We start from the raw sequence: 18,633 nt of genomic DNA on the forward strand, positions 1-18,633 counted from the left end.
CGTTGTCCTTATCGGGAGGCCACGTTCCTGCCGACGCCGGTCGGGTTCGCCGACGGTGCGTCGCGTTCAAGATCGCCCGTATCCGACGGGCTCAGAGGTGGCATGGTGTCGGGGAGAGAAACTCGACTCCGACACCTTCACTGTAACACGCACTCACGGCGCGACGTGGGCACCTTCGGGCGACACGCGCAGCTCGCGTCGCGCCCATCCGGACGGGGTCCAGTCCTCGAGTCCGTGCGCGAACGCCAGCACCGTGGGGCCGGCCCCGGAGATCACCGCGGGCACCCCCTCGACCCGCAGCTGACGGAGCAGCTTGTACGAGTCGGGCATGACCTCGGCACGGTACGTCTGGTGCAGCCGGTCCTCGGTGGCCGAGATCAGCCGCTCGGGCGCGGTGGTCAGCGCCGCGACCAGCAGGGCGGCGCGACCGGCGGTGAAGGAGGCGTCGGCGTGCGGCACGCTCTCGGGCAGCAGGCCCCGGGCGACCGACGTCGCGACGGGCTCGGGCGGCACGAAGACCGTGACGTCCGCCTCCACGTCGAGCCGCTGCGTCTCGGCGGCCGCTCCCTCGATCCACGAGATCGTGAAGCCGCCGAACAGGGCCGGGGCGACGTTGTCGGGATGGCCCTCGAGGTCGTTCGCCAGGCCGAACATCGTGCGGTCGTCCATGCGGTCCTCGCCGCCGACGACGAGCGCGCGCGCCAGCACCAGGCCGGCGGCGATCGCCGCCGCGGACGAGCCGAGGCCGCGACCGTGCGGGATCGTGTTGCGGCAGGACAGGTGCAGGCCGGCCGGCTTCTCGGCCAGCAGGTCGAACGCGGCGTCCATGGCGCGGTAGAGCAGGTGGGTCTCGTCGCGGGGCACCTCGTCGGCGCCCTCGCCCTCGATGTCGAACGTCAGGCCCGACGTGGTGACCTCGGCCGTGACCTCGTCGAACCAGCTCAGCGCCAGGCCGAGGGAGTCGAAGCCGGGGCCCAGGTTGGCGCTCGTCGCCGGGACCCTGACGGTGACCGGCACGTCGACGAACGTCATGCGAGACCGGCCGCCTCCGCGGCCGCGTGCACGTCGGCGTCGATCACCGTGTCGACGACCGAGCCGATCTGCGACAGCGGGGTGTCGATGTCCTTCAGGCCGTGGCCCGTGACGGTGATCGAGATGGTCAGGCCGGTGGGCACGTCGCCCGCCTCGACCGCGGCCAGCAGGCCGGCGACGCCCGCCGCGGAAGCGGGCTCGACGAAGATGCCCTCGTGACGGCCGAGCTCGCGCTGGGCATGCAGGATCTGCTCGTCGGAGACGGCCTCGATGCGGCCGCCCGACTCGTCGCGGGCGTTCTCGGCGAGGGTCCACGAGGCGGGGTTGCCGATGCGGATCGCGGTGGCGATGGTCTCGGGGTTCGCGACGACCCGCCCGCTCACGAGCGGCGCGGCGCCGGCGGCCTGGAAGCCCCACATCTGCGGACGCGAGCTGGCGACGCCGTCCTCGTGGTACTCGACGAAGCCCTTCCAGTACGCGCTGATGTTGCCCGCGTTGCCGACGGGCAGCACGTGGATGTCGGGAGCCTTCCCGAGGACGTCGACGATCTCGAACGAGGCCGTCTTCTGGCCCTCGAGACGCATCGGGTTGACCGAGTTCACGAGCGCGACCGGGTACTCCTTGGCGAGTCCGCGCGACATGTTCAGGCAGTCGTCGAAGTTGCCGCGGACCTGGATGATGTCGCCGCCGTGCATGACCGCCTGGGCCATCTTGCCGGCGGCGATCTTGCCCTGCGGGACGAGCACGATGGGCGTCAGCCCCGCCCGCGCGGCGTAGGCGGTCATGGAGGCGGAGGTGTTGCCGGTGGAGGCGCACACGACGGCCTTGGCGCCCTCGGCGAGGGCCGCACTGATCGCGGTGGTCATGCCGCGGTCCTTGAAGGAGCCGGTGGGGTTGTTTCCCTCGACCTTGACGAAGACGTCGCCGCCGACCAGACCCGACAGCCACGCCGAGTGGACGAGCGGCGTGCCGCCCTCCCCCAGCGACACGGCGGTCGCTCCGGCGTCGAGCGGGATGCGGTCCCGGTACTCCTCGATGACTCCGCGCCACGGGCTGGCCATCACGACACTCCTTCGACTCGCATGACCGACGAGACCCCGCGCACCATCTCCAGCTCGCGAACCTGTCGCACGGTGGCCGCCAGGGCGGCGTCGTCGGCCTCGTGGGTGACGACGACGAGCTGGGCGTCGCCGCCGCGGCCCTCCTGGCGGACCGTCTTGATCGAGACGTCGTGGACGGCGAAGGCCTCCGCGACGGCGGCCAGCACGCCCGGACGGTCCTCGACGTCGATCTGGACGTGGTACCGCGTGCGGGCCCGGCCCATGTCGAGCACCTCGACCTGCGCGTGCGCGGTCTCGCCCGGGCCGAAGACGCCGTCGACGCGGTGGCGGGCGACGGTGACGACGTCGCCCAGGACCGCGCTCGCGGTGGGCGCTCCGCCGGCCCCGGGGCCGTAGAACATGAGCTGGCCGGCGGCCTCGCTCTCGACGAAGACCGCGTTGTAGGCGCCGCGGACACTGGCCAGCGGGTGGGTCGACGGGATCATCGCGGGGTGCACGCGGACGGAGACCGCGGTGCCCGCGGGATCGATCTCGCAGATCGCGAGCAGCTTGACGACCGAGCCGATCTCGCCGGCGGAGCGCACGTCGGCCGCCGTGACCTCGGTGATGCCCTCGCGATGCACGTCGCCGATCGTGACGCGCGTGTGGAAGGCCAGGCCGGCCAGGATCGCGGCCTTCGCGGCGGCGTCGAAGCCCTCCACGTCGGCCGTGGGATCGGCCTCGGCGAAGCCCAGCCGCTGCGCCTCGTCGAGGGCCTCGTCGAAGCCGGCGCCGGTGGTGGTCATCGCGTCCAGGATGAAGTTGGTGGTGCCGTTGACGATGCCCAGCACGCGCTCCACCTTGTCGCCGGCGAGGGACTCGCGCAGCGGACGGACGATCGGGATGGCACCGGCCACGGCGGCCTCGTAGTAGAGGTCGCGCTCGGCCTTGACCGCCGCCTCGTAGAGGGTGTCGCCGTCCTCGGCGAGCAGCGCCTTGTTGGCGGTGACGACCGACGCGCCGCTCTCGAGGGCCGCCAGGATCAGCTCGCGGGCGGGCTCGATGCCGCCGATGACCTCGATGACGACGTCGAGGTCGCCGCGGGTCACCAGCGCCTTGGCGTCGGTGGTGAACAGGTCGGACGGGAGGTCGAGGTCACGTGCACGGTCGAGGCGGCGGACGGCGATGCCCACCAGCTCGACGGGGGCGCCGACGCGGCGACCCAGCTCCTCGGCGTCGCGGACGAGGAAGCGGGCGACCTCTGTGCCGACGACGCCACAACCGAGCATCGCGATGCGGATCGGGCGGGCTCCGGCAGGAGCCTCGGGCGAGGTCGTGGTCACCCGAGCAGCCTATCGGCCGCCGGACGCCGCCAGACCCGGGAGGGCGAAGGATGGGACGGGCCCACCGCGCAGGCGGGTCCGCCCCTCGACCTCACGACTCGCGCAGGCGTCCGCTGAGGACGACCGCGCCGAGGGCCACGAGCGGCGCGATGCCGAGGACGACCGCGAACGCCTCCTCGCTCGAGCGCGTGAGCAACGCGGCGAAGACCGCACTGCCCAGCGCCAGTCCCATCGCCTGGACGACGGCGTCGTTCGTCTGCATCGCGGCGCTCGCCGCGCCGTGCTCCCCCGGCGGCGCGGTCTCGAGCAGCAGCACCGAGAGCGTCGAGGTCGCCATGCCCATCCCGAGGCCGGCCAGCGGCCACAGCAGCACGAGCGCCGTCAGCGGCAGCGCCTCGACGAGGACCAGGACGCCCGCCAGGCTGCCGATCGAGACCAGGGTGGTCCCGATCCGGACGCGCCGGTGCTTGTCGGCGAGCGCGGGCACGTTGGCGGCCAGCCACGAGCCGCTGAACCACAGCACGGCGCCACCGGTGAGGAACATGCCGCCCTGCGTCGGGGTGAGGCCGCGGTGCTCCACGAGCGCCAGGGGCAGGTACGCCTCGACGCCGAAGAACGCCAGGGAGACGACGCCACGAGTCGCGATGACCGTCGGCAGGCCGCGGCGGCCGGTCCACGTGCCCGCGGGGAGCAGGGGCGGGACGACGAGGACCGCGGTCACGAGACCGAGCAGCAGCAGGGCCCACCAGCCGTCGAAGCCGCGCTGGCCGGCCACGCTCACCGCCAGGACGGCGAGCGCGCCCAGGCTCGCCAGCCCGACGCGACGGGCGCTGAGACGGACGTCGGACTGCGCGCCGGGGGTGCCGAGCGCCGGCGTCAGCAGCCCGGCCGCCAGGAGCGCCGGGACGATGGCGCCGAGGACGGCCCAGTGCCAGCCGAAGGTCTCGGCGACCCAGCCGGCGACCGGCGGGCCGACGAGCGCGGGCAGCACCCACGCCGAGGTGAGGACGACGAACACGCGCGGGCGGATGTGCTCGGCGAACGCCTGCCCGACGAGCACGTAGAGCGCGACGGTGGTCAGTCCCGAGCCGAGGCCCTGCACCGCCCGCCCGACGACGAAGACCTCCATCGTCGAGGCGGTGCCCGAGACGACGAGGCCGACGACGAAGCCGGCGACGCCGGTCAGCAGCGGGACGGTGGGTCCCTCGCGGTCGCACCACGGCGCCGAGACCGTCATCGTGACCACCGACGCCGCGAGCATGACGGCGAACGAGACGCCGACGAGCGACAGGCCGTCGAGGTCCGCCGCCACGAGCGGCAGGGCGGTGGCGATCGCGTAGGACTCGAAGGCGAAGAGGAACGCCGTGGCGAAGACGCCGGCCACGACCGCGCCCTGCGGGCCGGTCCACAGCCGCTCGCGCGTCACCGTGCTCATCGGTGGGTCTCCTTCGGGACGGGGACGTGGAGTCCTCCGTGGTGGTGCAGGCGTACGGCGCGCATCGCTCTCCTTCAACGGGTTCGACGCCAGCCAACAACCTCAACCGCGGTTGAGGTCAAGCGGCGCCGATCCGGCGCTCCGTACGGGTTCAGTCGACGTCGAGCGCGAGGAGGTCGTCCTCGGTCTCGCGGCGCAGGATGAGGCGCGCCTCGCCGTCGCGCACGGCGACGACCGCGGCCCGCGGGACGTGGTTGTAGTTGCTGGCCAGCGAGCGGCAGTAGGCGCCCGTGCCCGGCACGGCGAGCAGGTCGCCCGCGGCGATGTCGGACGGCAGGAACTCGGACTTCACGACGATGTCGCCGGACTCGCAGTGCTTGCCCACGACGCGGGCGAGGACCGGACGGGCGTCCGACGCGCGCGACGCGAGCGTGCACGAGTAGTCGGCGCCGTAGAGCGCGGGCCGGATGTTGTCGCTCATGCCACCGTCGACCGACACGTACATGCGCGAGCCGCCGCCGTCCAGACCGACGGCCTTGGTCGTGCCGATCTCGTAGAGCGTGAACGTGGACGGGCCGGCGATCGCGCGACCGGGCTCGATCGACAGCTGCGGGAGGTCGATCCCCAGCGCCGCGCACTCGTCGGTGACGATCTTGACGATCTCGCGGCCGAGGTCCTCGGGGGCGCGGGGGTCGTCCTGCGTCGTGTAGGCGATGCCGAAGCCGCCGCCGAGGTCGAGCTCGGGGGCGGTGATGCCCAGCTCGCGCGCGATCTGGTCGTGCAGGCGCAGGACGCGGCGCGCGGCCACCTCGAAGCCGTCGGTGACGAAGATCTGCGAGCCGATGTGCGAGTGCAGGCCCAGGAAGTCGAGGCCGTCGGCCGCGAGCACCCGGCGCACGGCCTCCAGCGCGGCGCCGTCGGAGATCGAGAAGCCGAACTTCTGGTCCTCGTGCGACGTGGAGATGTACTCGTGGGTGTGCGCCTCGACGCCGGCGGTGACGCGCACCATCACGGGCGCGCGCACGTCGAGCTCGGCGCTGAGCGCGGCGAGCCGCCCGATCTCCTCGAACGAGTCGATGACGATGCGGCCCACGCCGACCTCGAGGGCCCGGCGCAGCTCGGCGACCGACTTGTTGTTGCCGTGGTGGCCGATGCGGGCGGGCGGGAAGCCGGCGCGCAGCGCGACCGCCAGCTCTCCCCCGGTGCACACGTCGAGGTTGAGGCCCTCCTCGGCGATCCAGCGGGCCGTGGCCACGCACAGGAACGCCTTCCCGGCGTAGTAGACGTCGGCGTCGGGGAACGCGACGCGGAACGAACGCGCCCGCGAGCGGAAGTCGTCCTCGTCCACCACGTAGAGCGGGGTGCCGAACTCCTGGGCCAGCTCGGCCGCCGTCTCGCCGGCGACCGTGAGGACGCCGTCGACCTTGCTGACGTTGGCGGACCACAGGTGCGGGACGAGCTCGTTCGCGTCGTCGGGCTCGCGCAGCCACTCGGGGCCACGGGTGCCGGCTTGCCCGTGGAGGGCTCCAGCCTCGTGCGATCGCATCGTCACATCCGTTCCGGCGCCGAGACGCCCAGCAGGCCGAGTCCGTTGGCGAACACCTGACGCGTGGCGGACACCAGCACGAGGCGGGCGCGGTGCGTGTCGGTGGCCTCCTCGTCGCCCTGAGGCAGGACGCGGCACACGTCGTAGAACTTGTGGAAGGTCGAGGCCGTGTCCTCGAGGTAGCGGGCCACACGGTGCGGCTCGCGCAGCTCGGCGGCGCGCTGGACGACGCGCGGGAACTCCGCGAGCGCCCGCAGCAGGTCGCCCGCGCGCTCCTCGACGAGCAGCGACGGGTCGAACGCGCCGAGGTCGGCCGTGAGACCCAGGTCGGCGCCGTTGCGCAGGATCGACGACAGCCGCGCGTGCGCGTACTGGACGTAGTAGACGGGGTTGTCGTTGCTGGCGCTGGCCCACAGGTCGAGGTCGAGGTCGATCGTGGAGTCGGTGGAGTACCGGGCCAGGGCGTACCGCGCCGCGTCGACGCCGATCGCGTCGACGAGGTCCTCCAGCGTGATGACGGTGCCCGCACGCTTGCTCATCCGCAGCGGCTGGCCGTCGCGCAGCAGGTTGACCATCTGGCCGATGAGGATCTCGAGGTTGACGCCCGGCTCGTCGCCGAACGCGGCGCACATCGCCATCATCCGCGAGACGTAGCCGTGGTGGTCGGCGCCGAGCATGATGATCGCCCGGTCGAAGCCACGCTCGCGCTTGTCGAGGTAGTAGGCCAGGTCGCCCGAGATGTACGCCGGCTTGCCATCGGACTTGATGACGACGCGGTCCTTGTCGTCGCCGTAGTCCGACGTGCGCAGCCACTGCGCGCCCTCGGACTCGTACATCTTGCCCAGCTCGGTGAGGCGGGCGATCGCGCGATCCACGGCGCCGGTCTCGTGCAGGTGGTTCTCGTGGAAGAAGACGTCGAAGTCGACGCCGAAGTCGTGCAGGCTGCCCTTGATCTCGGCGAACATCTGCTCGACGCCCTCGGCCCGGAACAGCTCGGCGGCCTCGTCGTCGGGCAGGGTGGCCGCGCCGGGGTGGTCCTCGACGATGCGAGCCGCGATGTCGTGGATGTACTGGCCGCCGTAGCCGTCCTCGGGGGCCTCCTCGCCACGCGCCGAGGCGAGCAGCGACCGCGCGAACCGGTCGATCTGCGCGCCGTGGTCGTTGAAGTAGTACTCGCGGGTGACGTCGCCGCCGCTGAACTGCAGCAGTCGGCCGAGCGAGTCGCCGACGGCCGCCCAGCGGACGCCGCCGATGTGGATCGGTCCGGTGGGGTTCGCGCTGACGAACTCGAGGTTGATCCGCTGGCCCGCGTACAGGTCGTTGCGGCCGTAGCCCTCCCCCGCGTCGAGCACGACGCGGGCGATCTCACCCTGGGCGCCGGCGGCGACGCGGATGTTGAGGAAGCCCGGACCCGCGACCTCGGCGCCGGCGATGCCGTCGTCCGTGGCCAGCTCGGCGGCGAGCAGCTCGGCGAACTCGCGCGGGTTCATGCCGGCCTTCTTGCCCAGCTGCATCGCGATGTTCGTGGCGTAGTCGCCGTGCTCCTTGACCTTGGGTCGCTCGACGCGGACCTGGGTGGGAACCGGGTCGGGAAGGGTCACGCGGCCGGCGTCCACGAGGGATGTCAGGGCCGCGACGATGGCGTCGGAGAGCTGGTCGGGGGTCACCGACACAGCCTATCGGCGTCGGTCTACGCGCGGGATTGCAGGACCCGGCGCACGGTCTCGACGAGGTTGTCGGGATCGAACGGCTTCGTGACGTAGTCGTCGACGCCCGCGGCCGCGGCCCGGTTGAGGTCGATCTGCTGGCTCTGGGTGGACACCATCACCAGTCCGATGCCGGCGTAGCGCTGGTTCGAGCGGATGCGCGTGATCGCGGTGACGCCGTCCATGCGCGGCATCATCATGTCCATCGTGATGACGTCGGGCAGGGTCTCGAGGTCGCGCAGGGTGTCCAGACAGTCCTGGCCGTCCTCGGCCTCGATCACGTCGAAGCCGGCCAGCTCGAGGTTGGTCCGGATGAGGAAACGGATGGACGCCGTGTCGTCGACGACCAGCACGGTGGGGGGCACGGGGACAACGCTACCGGTGCGCTACCTTGGTTCTCGCGACGTCACGCCGTGAAAGGCCCCCGTAGCTCAGGGGATAGAGCACCGCCCTCCGGAGGCGGGAGCGCAGGTTCGAATCCTGCCGGGGGCACCACGCAGCACGAGAAGCAGCGCAGCACCAGGATCCGTCCCGTCTCGGGGCGGATCCTCTTGCTTTTCTCCGGGGTCCGCCAATCATTGAAGTCACTACATCGTGAAGTAGACTCATCACATGGAGTCCCGCGCCACGTCCGTGCTCGACAAGCTGCTGCTGCTGTCGAGCCTGATGTCGACCGACCTGACCCGGTTCGAGCAGGAGTCGGGTCTCACCACGGCCCGCACGCACCTGCTCTGGGTCCTCGGACTGTCCGGGCCCAGCACCCAGCAGGCGCTCGCCGCCGCGCTCGACGTGACGCCGCGCAACGTCACGGGTCTCGTGGACGGGCTCGTGGGCTCGGGGCACGTCACGCGCGAGCCCCACCCCACGGACCGCCGCGCCATCCTCGTGACCCCGACCGCGCGGGGCCGTCGGGCGATCGACGACCTCAGGTCGAGTCACGCCGACCTGGCCGCTCAGATCTTCGGGGACGTCCCCGACACGCGCCTGACCACCTTCGAGTCCACGCTCGACGAGACCATCGCGACCTTCCGCCGCCTGATGGAGGAGGCCACGTGAGCGGGCGAGGGCTCCTCCACCTCGGTCGGGAGGCCGTGCTGATGGAGCTCGCGCTGTACCGCTCGCTCGGGCGCTGGATCGCCCGTCGGCCCGACGTGCCGGACGGCGCCACTCCCCTCCGCTACGCCCAGCTCGTCGGACCGATGCTGTGGCTGTGGATCCTCGGCTCGGCCACCGAGACGGTCGCGGTCGAGCTGGTCCTGCGGCACGTCGACGCCGACTGGGCCGAGGCGATCCGGCTTCCGCTGCTCGTGCTCGGCATCTGGGGCGTGCTGTGGATGCTCGGCATGCTCGCGTCCTACCGCGTGCGGCCGCACCTCCTGGAGGCGGATCACCTGCGCGTCCGCAACGGTGCCCGCACGTGGGTCGACGTCCCGCTGGCCGCGCTGACGCGCGCCCGCTCGGTCGAGCACGAGCTCCCGGGGACCATCCGAGCCGTGCACCGCGAGGACGGCCTACTGCTGGTCGGCGTCAGCGGCCGGACGAACCTCGAGCTCGACCTCGGCGGCCCCACGGTGCTGCGCTCGTCGCGGGGCGAGGTCACGGCGGACCGCGTCGGCCTGTGGGTCGACGAGCCGCGCGACGTCGCGCGGGAGCTGGCCTCACGGATCGCCGTGCGCCCCTGATCGAGGCACTCACCCGCAGGCGACCTTCCCCCGTGGGGGCGACGCCCGGAGGCGCTTCCACCACAATGGACCCGATGCCCGACACCACGAGCGCGACCCACGACGACCTGCCGACCCTTCCGAGCCCGTGGCGTGCCCGGGTTCCCGGGTACTCCGACATCGACGCCCTCGTGGCCCTCAGACGGCTCGACGAGCTGCAGGGCACGGGCGAGGCGCACGTCGATCCGGCGGGCATCGAGTCCGAGGTCGCCGGCCAGGCCTCGTGGACCCGACGCCAGCTCGTGGCCGTGGGCGAGGACGACGTCCCGCGCGCCTGGATCACCGTGCACGACCGCGCCGCGGGACGTGCTCTCATCTGGGGCTACTTCGACCGCGACGTGCCTGAGATCGACGCGATCGCCGCGGCGTTCTACCGCTGGGCCGAGTCCGCGGCCGTAACGATGGCGCGCTTCCGCGGGATCAGCGCCACGCGGCTCGACGAGAGCCCCTTCGCCGGCGACACGCGCCAGGCCGGATGGCTCACCGACGCCGGCTACGCCAAGCGCCGCACGTGGCTGCACATGGAGCGGCCCGTCACCCCCGACGAGGCCTCGCTCGAGCCACGCGCCGGCGTCACGGTGCGGCCGGTCGAGCGGCACGAGAACGGGATGCCGGTGGCCTCCGACCTGCAGGTCGTCCACCAGATGCTCGAGACGTCGTTCCAGGACCACTTCAACTCGTACCGCGAGAGCTTCTCGGAGTTCGTCCAGCGGATGCGCGAGGACCCCGCGCACAGCTGGGACCATTGGTGGCTCGCGTACGTGGACACCGACGGCGGCCATCACGTGCCCGCGGGCACGGTCGTGTGCTCGTCGAGCGCGGCGCCCGAGGGCGGCACGCAGGGCACGTACGTGGAGTACATCGGCGTCACGCGCGCCGCCCGGGGTCGCGGCGTGGCCAAGTCGCTGCTCGCCACGGTGATCGCCGACGCCGCCCGCAACGGTCGCGACCGCGTGTCCCTCGAGGTCGACGCGGACTCCCCCACGAAGGCCGACGAGCTCTACCGGTCACTGGGCTGGGAGACGGACTACGTCACCGAGTCCTGGTTCAAGGACCTCGACCTCGGCGTCTGACGCTCAGCTCCCGGCGGGACTGGTGCGCTCGCGCAGCCACGAGGTGGTGCCGGGCTCCAGGCCGCGCAGCTTCGGCGTGCGGTCGACCGGTGTCACGATGAGCGCGGCGTCGTCGGGCAGCGACCACTTGATCGCGTGGTAGACGACCGACAGCGTCTCGGAGCTCTCGACCAGCAGCAGCCCCGGCGCGATCGTCCGCGCCTCCACCCACGGCCCCTCGAGGTCCTCGGGCTCCCGCTCCGTCCACGCCAGGTACACGCTCACGCGACCATCCTGTCGGCCTCCGGGCGCCCGCGCACGGGGCCGCCGATTCCCCGGCACCGGTCAGCGCCGGACCTGAGGCGTCAGGCCATCAGGCCGAGGGCGGCGCGGACGATCTCGTCCTCGCCCAGCAGGACCTGGTCGGAGGCGGGGCCGAGGGGGATGAAGCTGTCGGCGCTCGCGACGCGGGCGATGCGGCCCGGGTGGCGGGCGGCGACGAGGGCGCTGACGACGCCCTCCCCCACGCCGCCGGAGTGTCGCGTCTCGTCCACCACGAGCACGCGGTCGAAGCCGCGGCAGGCGTCGACGACCTGCTCCTCGGGCAGCGGCGCGAGCCAGCGCAGGTCGACGACGGTGGCCTCGACCCCCCGCCGACGCAGTTCCTCCGCGGCGCGCCGGCTCATGAACGTGCCGTTGCCGAAGGTCAGGATCACGAGGTCGCGACCGTCGCCGTGCACGCCGACCTCGCCCGGGGCGATCACCGCGTCCTCGGACGGCGGGGCGGTCCACAGGCCGTCGCCGTCCTCGTGGAGGTCGCGCGAGTGGTACCGCGCGATGGGCTCGAGGTAGACGCAGACCCGACCCTCGCGCGCCAGCCGGTGACAGGCGCGCAGCAGGCCGGGCGCGTCGGCGGGGTGGCTCGGCACCGCCAGCACCAGGCCCGGGATGTCGCGCAGCACGGCCACGGAGTTGTCGTTGTGGAAGTGGCCGCCGAAGCCGCGCTGGTAGGCCAGTCCGGCGATGCGCACCACCATGCCGTTGCGGTACTGCCCCGCCGAGAAGAACCCGAGCGATGCTGCCTCTCCGCGCAGCTGGTCCTCCGCGTTGTGCAGGTAGGCCAGGTACTGGATCTCGGGGATCGGCACGAAGCCGGCGAGCGCGGTGCCCAGCGCGGTGCCCAGGATCGTCTGCTCGTCGAGGAGGGTGTCGAAGACCCGCTGACCGCCGAACCGCTTGCGCAGGCCGCGGGTGACGCCGTAGACGCCGCCCTTGACCGCCACGTCCTCGCCGAACAGCAGCGTCTCGGGATGGTCCTCCAGCAGCTCTCCGAGCGTCGCGTTGATCGCCTGCGCCAGCGTGCGCCGCGATCCTTCGACCTCACGCTCCGGCACCGAGTCGAACCGCGGCAGCGCGAGCGGCGCGACGACGGCCGCGCGCGAGTCGAGCCGCGGCTCGCCGATGATGTCCTCGGCCTGCGCCATGACCCCGCGCCGCGTGCTCTCGTAGGCCTCGAGAGCCTCGGCGCCGGTGATCCCCCCCGCGTCCACGAGGGCGCGCGCCGTGGCGACGATCGGATCCCGGTCGTAGTCGGCCTCGATCCGCTTGCGCGTGCGGTACGCGACCTCGGCGTCGGACCCCGCGTGGCCGAGGAACCGCACGGTGGAGAGGTGCAGTACCCCGGGGCTGCGGCTCGACCGGACGGCGTCGAGGGCGTCCTGCGTCTGGCGCAGCAGGCCGACGGGGTCGTCGCCGTCGGCCGCGCGGTACTCGATCCCCGGCAGGCCCTCGAGCATGGCGCCGGGCCAGCCCTCGGGCGAGGCCGTGCTGATGCCGATGCGGTTGTCCTCGCACACGAACAGCACGGGGCAGGCGAGCCCGCGGTGGGTCAGGTAGGCCGCGGCGTTGAGTGCGCCGACCGCCGTGGAGTGGTTGACCGAGGCGTCGCCGAAGCTGCACAGCACGACGGCGTCCTCGGGCCAGGCCGTGTGACGCCCGAGCCGGCGCGCGAAGCCCAGCCCGAGCCCGAGCCCCACTGCCCGCGGCAGGTGCGAGCTGATCGTGGAGGTCTGCGGGACGATGCTCAGCGCCGGGTGCCCGAACACCTTGTGCCGCCCGCCCGACATCGGGTCGCTGCGCGCGCTGGTGAGGCTCTGCAGGATCGCCCGCACGCCGTCGTCGCGGCCCGCCTTCGCCGACCGCGCGGCGTACAGCCCGCCGGATCGGTAGTGCAGCAGGGCCGGGTCGCTCACCTCGGACAGCAGGCCGAGCGCCGCGTTGCTCTCGTGGCCGGCGGAGCCGATCGTGTAGTGCCCCTCGCCGCGCCCCTGCAGCCAGCGCGCCGCGAAGTCGAGGTGGCGGCTCTGCACCTGCGCCGCGAAGAGGTGGCGCAGCGCCACCACGTCGACGTCCCGGGCGGCCTCCGGGGCCGGCTGCAGTCCGGGCAGGGTGCGGACGACGTACTCGTCGATGGTCTCCATCAGACGCTCAGCGCCTCGCCGACCGCACGCGCGATCGGGACGTGGGCCGCGGGACCGTGGCCCGGCAGGACGAGGTCGGCGTCGAGCAGCGCGAGGTCCGGCAGCGTGGCCCGCAGTCGCGACGTGTCGTGGTGGAAGAACGCGTCGATCGCCTGCGGCCCCTCGACCGGGCTCAGCGAGTGCCCCGTGACGAGCGCGTCACCCGTGGCGACGGCGCGCTGGGCCGGGAAGTGCAGGGCGATGTGTCCCGAGGTGTGCCCGGGCAGCGACACCGGCACGGGCGAGCACGGGAGGTCGAGCGGCTGCCCCGGCACGACGGCCTCGACCGTGTCGACGTGCGGGTGGCCCGACGCGCCGAGGCGCGCGATGCCGAGCGCCCAGCGCAGCACCCGCGGACGCCACGCGCGCAGCAGGACGTCGGTGGTGGTGGCGCTCTCGACGCGCTCGCCCCGCAGCATCGGCATCTCGTCGGCGCCCGCCAGCACGCGCACGCCGCGCGCCGAGAGGGCCGGCATCGAGCCCGTGTGGTCGACGTGGTTGTGGGTCACCACGAGCGCCTCGACCTGCTCCATCGTGACGCCCGCGCGCCGCACGGACTCCTCGAGGAGGCCCGCCTGGCCGGGGTAGCCGCAGTCGACCAGCGCGGCGCGGTCGCCCTCCACCAGGACGATCCAGTTGACGTACTCGGTGCGGGCGAACCAGATCCCGTCGGCAACCTCGGTGACCTCCACGGCTCGAACCTAGGAGGCCGCGCAGGCGCTGTCCACGGACGCGCCGTGCGGACCCGCCGAAACGTGGTTAGCGTCGAGAGGGAACCACCACGTGAGCACCACACCCCGAGCCACAGGAGGCCCTCATGCCCACTCGCACCGCACGCACCGCCTGGGACGGCGGCTTCGAGGACGGATCCGGCCAGGTCGAGCTGACGTCGTCCGGCCTGGGCACCTTCGAGATGTCGTTCCCCAAGCGCTCGTCCGACGACGGTGGCGGCGCCACCAACCCCGAGGAGCTCATCGCGGCCGCGCACTCGGCCTGCTACACGATGCAGCTGACCGCGCTGCTGGGCCGCGCGGGCGCCACGGTCAACGCCGTCGAGACGTCGGCCGACGTCACGCTGGGCCCCGATCCCGACGGCGGGTTCCGCATCACCCGCATCAACCTCACCGTGCGCGCGGAGGCCGAGGGCATCGACGACGCGGAGTTCCAGCAGGTGGCCGAGGAGGCCAAGGAGACCTGCCCCGTGAGCAAGGCGCTCGACGGCGTCGACGACATGGGTCTCGACGCCACCCTCGAGACGCTCTAGAGCCTCGCGCCGGTCCCCGGCGCGAGGTTACCGACGGGTTCTGCGACCTGCCTGCGACCCTGTGGGCGAGCGCGTTACCCTGTCTTGAGTCCACCATCCGTGCGCGATCACGCGAGCGATTTTCCCCGGAAGAGGCGATTCAGGCCGTGGCCGAGTCCTCCCCCACCGCGTCGGCGACCGACGCTCCCCACCCCGACTTCGGCAGCAACGAGTGGCTGGTCGAAGAGATGTACGACCAGTTCACCGCCGACCCGTCCTCGGTCGACGCCGAGTGGGCCGACTTCTTCCGCAAGGGCGGCTACGGCGCCAACGGCGCCGCCTCGTCCGAGTCGAAGACGGCCGGGTCGTCGACGACGGCCGAGAAGCCCGCCCCGAAGTCCGAGTCCTCCGAGACCCGCACCGACGAGCCGGCGATCGAGCCGTCGCAGCAGCAGGCCGAGAAGCCGGCCACGCCGCAGAAGGCTCCCTCGGCGCGTGCCGCCGAGGAGAAGAACCCGCCGGCCCCGGCCGCCGCCCCGACCTCGCCGAAGCCCGCCGCCAAGGAGCAGCCCGCGAAGGCGCAGCCCGCCGCGGCCAAGTCCGCCGCCCAGGACAAGCCCGCCGAGACCCCCACGGGTCCCGGTGAGGTCGAGAAGGTCGTGCTGAAGGGCGCCTCGGCGCGCACCGCGACCAACATGGACGCCAGCCTCGCGGTCCCCACCGCCACCAGCGTCCGCTCGGTGCCGGTCAAGCTGCTGTTCGACCAGCGCGTCGTCATCAACAACCACCTCGCCCGCGCTCGCGGCGGCAAGGTGTCGTTCACGCACCTCATCGGCTACGCGGTCGTCAAGGCCGTCGCGGCCATGCCCGAGATGAACACCGGCTTCGAGTACAACGAGAAGGGCAAGCCGGTCCAGCTCAACCCCGAGCACGTGAACTTCGGCCTGGCCATCGACGTGCAGAAGGCCGACGGCTCGCGCCAGCTCATGGTGCCGAACATCAAGGCCGCCGAGACGATGGACTTCGCGCAGTTCTGGCGCGGCTACGAGACCATCGTGCGCAAGGCCCGCGACAACAAGCTCGAGGTCAGCGACTTCCAGGGCACCACCGTCAGCCTGACGAACCCCGGCGGCATCGGCACCAACCACTCGGTGCCGCGCCTCATGGCCGGCCAGGGCCTCATCGTCGGCGTCGGCTCGATGGACTACCCGCCGGAGTTCCAGGGCGCGTCCGAGGACACCCTCGCGCTCATGGCCGTCTCGAAGATGATGACGCTGACGTCCACGTACGACCACCGCGTCATCCAGGGCGCGCAGTCGGGCGAGTTCCTGCGTCGCGTGCACCAGCTCCTGCTGGGCGCCGAGGGCTTCTACGACGAGATCTTCACCTCGCTGCGGATCCCCTACGAGCCGATCCGCTGGGCGCAGGACATCTCGGTCCGCCACGACGACGACGTCGACCGCCAGGCGCGCGTCCTCGAGCTGATCCACTCGTTCCGCGTGCGCGGCCACCTCATGGCCGACACGAACCCGCTCGAGTACCGCCAGCGCACCCACCCCGACCTCGACATCGCGTCGCACGGCCTCACCCTGTGGGACCTCGACCGCGAGTTCCCGGTGGGCTCCTTCGGCAAGGCCTCGGGCAAGCGCTTCATGAAGCTGCGCGAGATCCTGGGCATCCTGCGCGACTCCTACGTCCGCACGATGGCCGTGGAGTACATGCACATCCAGGAGCCCGAGGAGCGCAGCTGGTTCCAGGAGCGCCTCGAGCGCCCGCACGTCAAGGAGCCCCGCGAGGAGCAGCTGCGCATCCTGCAGAAGCTCAACCAGGCCGAAGCCTTCGAGACCTTCCTGCAGACCAAGTTCGTCGGCCAGAAGCGCTTCAGCCTCGAGGGTGGCGAGACGATGGTCCCGCTGCTCGATGAGATCTGCGAGGGCGCCGCCGCCGACGGCCTCGAGGAGGTCTGCATCGGCATGGCCCACCGCGGCCGCCTCAACGTGCTGGTGAACATCGCCGGCAAGGACCCGGCCAACGTGTTCCGCGAGTTCGAGGGCAACATCGACCCGCGCACCGTGCAGGGCTCGGGCGACGTCAAGTACCACCTGGGCGTCGACGGCGAGTTCACCTCGGTCCGCGGCGACAAGATCAAGGTCTCGGTCGCGGCCAACCCGTCGCACCTCGAGGTCGTCGACCCGGTGCTCGAGGGCATCGCCCGCGCCAAGCAGGACGTGCTGAACCGCGGCGAGGAGTTCCCGGTCCTGCCGGTCCTCGTCCACGGCGACGCGGCGTTCGCCGGCCAGGGCGTCGTCGCCGAGACGCTCAACCTGTCGCAGCTGCGGGGCTACCGCACCGGCGGCACCGTGCACGTGATCGTGAACAACCAGGTCGGCTTCACCACGAGCCCGTCCTCGTCGCGCTCGTCGACCTACTGCACCGATGTCGCGCGCATGATCCAGGCGCCGATCTTCCACGTGAACGGCGACGATCCCGAGGCCTGCATCCGCGCCGCGCAGCTGGCCTACGAGTACCGCCGCACGTTCCACAAGGACGTCGTCATCGACCTCGTCTGCTACCGACGCCGTGGCCACAACGAGGGCGACGACCCCAGCTTCACGCAGCCGCTGATGTACGACACGATCGAGAAGAAGAAGTCGGTGCGCAAGCTGTACACCGAGGCTCTCGTCGGTCGTGGCGACATCACGCTCGAGGAGGCCGAGGAGGCGCTCAAGGACTACCAGAAGCTGCTCGAGCAGAACCTGGCGAAGGTCAAGCAGGCGCAGCACGACCCCGGCTACACGCGCACCCCGGACTACCCGGAGAAGCCGTACGACGAGGAGCTGGTCACCGCGATCAGCGCCGACACGCTCAAGGCCATCTCGGACGCCTACACGAACGTGCCCGACGGCTTCACGGTCCACCCGAAGGTGCTGCCCCAGCTGCAGCGCCGCGCGGCCTCGATCACGGCCGGTCCCATCGACTGGGGCACGGGCGAGATCATCGCGATGGGCTCGCTGCTCGCCGACGGTCGCCCCGTGCGCCTCGTTGGCCAGGACTCGCGCCGCGGCACGTTCACCACCCGCTTCGCCACGATCATCGATCGCAAGGACGGGGCCGAGTGGACGCCGCTGCAGCACGTGGCCGACAAGCAGGCGTCGTTCTACGTCTACGACTCGCTGCTCTCGGAGTACGCGGCGCTCGGCTTCGAGTACGGCTACTCCGTGGCCCGTCCCGAGGCGCTCACGATGTGGGAGGCCCAGTTCGGCGACTTCGTCAACGGCGCCCAGTCCGTGATCGACGAGTACATCAGCTCCGGTGAGACCAAGTGGGGTCAGAAGTCGGGCGTCGTCCTGCTCCTGCCGCACGGCTACGAGGGCCAGGGCCCCGACCACTCGTCGGGCCGCATCGAGCGCTTCCTGACGCTCGCCGCGAACGACGAGATGACGATCGCCCAGCCGTCGACGCCCGCGTCGTACTTCCACCTGCTCCGTCGTCAGAACCTGCAGTCGCAGCACCGTCCGCTCATCGTCTTCACGCCGAAGTCGATGCTGCGCAACAAGCTCGCGGCCAGCCAGCCCGACGACTTCACCTCGGGCACGTTCCGCCCGGTGATCGGCGACGACACGGTCGACGCCGAGCGCGTGGAGAAGGTCATCCTGTGCTCCGGCAAGGTGACGTGGGACCTGCTGACCGAGCGCAAGAGCCTCGAGGGCGACAGCCCCCGTACGGCGATCGTGCGCCTCGAGCAGCTCTACCCGCGTCCGCTGGAGGAGATCAAGGAGGAGCTCGCGAAGTACCCCAACGCCCGCGAGATCCGCTGGGTCCAGGACGAGCCCGAGAACCAGGGCCCGTGGCCGCACGTCGCACTCTACCTGCGCGACGCGCTGGGTCTGCCGATGACGCAGGTCACCCGCCCGGAGTCCTCGGCTCCGTCGGTGGGCTCGCACTCGGTGCACGTCACCGAGTTCAAGGACCTGATGAACCGCGCGTTCGCCTGAT

General features: G+C 71.9%; 15 protein-coding genes and 1 tRNA gene. 6 read left to right on the forward strand and 10 right to left on the reverse strand.

The annotated features are described in order from the left end of the window. Positions 1–153: 153 nt before the first annotated feature. From thrB to BJ975_RS10290, 7 genes are all read right to left on the reverse strand, one after another. Complete coding sequence (gene thrB / locus BJ975_RS10260; RefSeq protein WP_179425565.1) at positions 154–1,032, reverse strand: homoserine kinase; 879 nt, start codon at positions 1,030–1,032, stop codon at positions 154–156. Next, positions 1,029–2,093 carry a threonine synthase gene (gene thrC / locus BJ975_RS10265; protein WP_179425567.1) on the reverse strand — a complete coding sequence of 355 codons (1,065 nt, stop codon included), beginning with the start codon at positions 2,091–2,093 and terminating at the stop codon, positions 1,029–1,031. Before thrC ends, thrB begins: the two co-directional genes overlap by 4 nt. Next, positions 2,093–3,415, reverse strand: coding sequence for a homoserine dehydrogenase (locus BJ975_RS10270; protein ID WP_269306158.1), 1,323 nt, complete (start codon positions 3,413–3,415; stop codon positions 2,093–2,095). Before BJ975_RS10270 ends, thrC begins: the two co-directional genes overlap by 1 nt. Before the next feature lie 91 nt (positions 3,416–3,506). Beyond that, positions 3,507–4,850 carry an MFS transporter gene (locus BJ975_RS10275; protein ID WP_179425569.1) on the reverse strand — a complete coding sequence of 448 codons (1,344 nt, stop codon included), beginning with the start codon at positions 4,848–4,850 and terminating at the stop codon, positions 3,507–3,509. A gap of 151 nt (positions 4,851–5,001) precedes the next feature. Next, entirely contained in the window at positions 5,002–6,396 is a 1,395-nt protein-coding gene (gene lysA / locus BJ975_RS10280) for a diaminopimelate decarboxylase (RefSeq protein ID WP_179425571.1), read from the reverse strand. A gap of 2 nt (positions 6,397–6,398) precedes the next feature. Then, the gene (gene argS / locus BJ975_RS10285) at positions 6,399–8,063 is read right to left on the reverse strand and encodes an arginine--tRNA ligase (RefSeq protein WP_179425573.1); all 1,665 of its coding nucleotides are present in this window, start codon (positions 8,061–8,063) and stop codon (positions 6,399–6,401) included. Positions 8,064–8,086: 23 nt separating this feature from the next. Next, positions 8,087–8,467: a response regulator gene (locus BJ975_RS10290; RefSeq protein ID WP_269306153.1), complete on the reverse strand. Its 381-nt coding sequence runs from the start codon at positions 8,465–8,467 to the stop codon at positions 8,087–8,089. A 55-nt stretch (positions 8,468–8,522) separates the two neighbouring features. Here BJ975_RS10290 and BJ975_RS10295 point away from each other — a divergent pair. The 4 genes from BJ975_RS10295 (at position 8,523) to BJ975_RS10310 (ending at position 10,896) form a co-directional block, all read left to right on the forward strand. Beyond that, positions 8,523–8,597: transfer RNA gene (locus tag BJ975_RS10295), tRNA-Arg, on the forward strand. Between the two features lie 117 nt (positions 8,598–8,714). Beyond that, positions 8,715–9,158: a MarR family winged helix-turn-helix transcriptional regulator gene (locus BJ975_RS10300; protein WP_179425575.1), complete on the forward strand. Its 444-nt coding sequence runs from the start codon at positions 8,715–8,717 to the stop codon at positions 9,156–9,158. Continuing rightward, positions 9,155–9,784, forward strand: coding sequence for a hypothetical protein (locus tag BJ975_RS10305; protein WP_179425578.1), 630 nt, complete (start codon positions 9,155–9,157; stop codon positions 9,782–9,784). The genes BJ975_RS10300 and BJ975_RS10305 overlap by 4 nt, the downstream gene beginning before the upstream one ends. 74 nt (positions 9,785–9,858) lie before the next feature. After that, positions 9,859–10,896: a GNAT family N-acetyltransferase gene (locus BJ975_RS10310; protein ID WP_223303416.1), complete on the forward strand. Its 1,038-nt coding sequence runs from the start codon at positions 9,859–9,861 to the stop codon at positions 10,894–10,896. A 3-nt stretch (positions 10,897–10,899) separates the two neighbouring features. Here the strand turns inward: BJ975_RS10310 and BJ975_RS10315 are convergent, their stop codons facing one another. From BJ975_RS10315 to BJ975_RS10325, 3 genes are all read right to left on the reverse strand, one after another. After that, entirely contained in the window at positions 10,900–11,160 is a 261-nt protein-coding gene (locus BJ975_RS10315) for a hypothetical protein (RefSeq protein ID WP_179425582.1), read from the reverse strand. An 80-nt stretch (positions 11,161–11,240) separates the two neighbouring features. Then, positions 11,241–13,355, reverse strand: coding sequence for a thiamine pyrophosphate-dependent enzyme (locus BJ975_RS10320; protein ID WP_179425584.1), 2,115 nt, complete (start codon positions 13,353–13,355; stop codon positions 11,241–11,243). Then, positions 13,355–14,086, reverse strand: coding sequence for an MBL fold metallo-hydrolase (locus BJ975_RS10325; protein ID WP_179425587.1), 732 nt, complete (start codon positions 14,084–14,086; stop codon positions 13,355–13,357). The genes BJ975_RS10320 and BJ975_RS10325 overlap by 1 nt, the downstream gene beginning before the upstream one ends. A gap of 125 nt (positions 14,087–14,211) precedes the next feature. Here BJ975_RS10325 and BJ975_RS10330 point away from each other — a divergent pair, with 125 nt between their 5' ends. Together BJ975_RS10330 and BJ975_RS10335 are read left to right on the forward strand one after the other, a co-directional pair. Beyond that, positions 14,212–14,658: an OsmC family peroxiredoxin gene (locus BJ975_RS10330; RefSeq protein ID WP_179425589.1), complete on the forward strand. Its 447-nt coding sequence runs from the start codon at positions 14,212–14,214 to the stop codon at positions 14,656–14,658. A 146-nt stretch (positions 14,659–14,804) separates the two neighbouring features. Further along, on the forward strand, positions 14,805–18,632 hold the full coding sequence (locus BJ975_RS10335; RefSeq protein ID WP_179425591.1) for a multifunctional oxoglutarate decarboxylase/oxoglutarate dehydrogenase thiamine pyrophosphate-binding subunit/dihydrolipoyllysine-residue succinyltransferase subunit: 3,828 nt from the start codon (positions 14,805–14,807) through the stop codon (positions 18,630–18,632). The last annotated feature ends 1 nt before the right edge of the window (position 18,633 follow it).

The sequence above is a fragment of the Aeromicrobium tamlense genome, assembly GCF_013408555.1.
Lineage (GTDB): Bacteria > Actinomycetota > Actinomycetes > Propionibacteriales > Nocardioidaceae > Aeromicrobium > Aeromicrobium tamlense.

What these genes read in the sequence shown, in the direction of transcription:
- BJ975_RS10275 (WP_179425569.1), bottom strand. Translation starts at nt 4,850, where the DNA reads ATGAGCACGGTGACGCGCGAGCGGCTGTGGACCGGCCCGCAGGGCGCG.
- BJ975_RS10320 (WP_179425584.1), bottom strand. Translation starts at nt 13,355, where the DNA reads ATGGAGACCATCGACGAGTACGTCGTCCGCACCCTGCCCGGACTGCAG.
- thrC (WP_179425567.1), bottom strand. Translation starts at nt 2,093, where the DNA reads ATGGCCAGCCCGTGGCGCGGAGTCATCGAGGAGTACCGGGACCGCATC.
- thrB (WP_179425565.1), bottom strand. Translation starts at nt 1,032, where the DNA reads ATGACGTTCGTCGACGTGCCGGTCACCGTCAGGGTCCCGGCGACGAGC.
- lysA (WP_179425571.1), bottom strand. Translation starts at nt 6,396, where the DNA reads ATGCGATCGCACGAGGCTGGAGCCCTCCACGGGCAAGCCGGCACCCGT.
- BJ975_RS10310 (WP_223303416.1), top strand. Translation starts at nt 9,859, where the DNA reads ATGCCCGACACCACGAGCGCGACCCACGACGACCTGCCGACCCTTCCG.
- BJ975_RS10330 (WP_179425589.1), top strand. Translation starts at nt 14,212, where the DNA reads ATGCCCACTCGCACCGCACGCACCGCCTGGGACGGCGGCTTCGAGGAC.
- BJ975_RS10300 (WP_179425575.1), top strand. Translation starts at nt 8,715, where the DNA reads ATGGAGTCCCGCGCCACGTCCGTGCTCGACAAGCTGCTGCTGCTGTCG.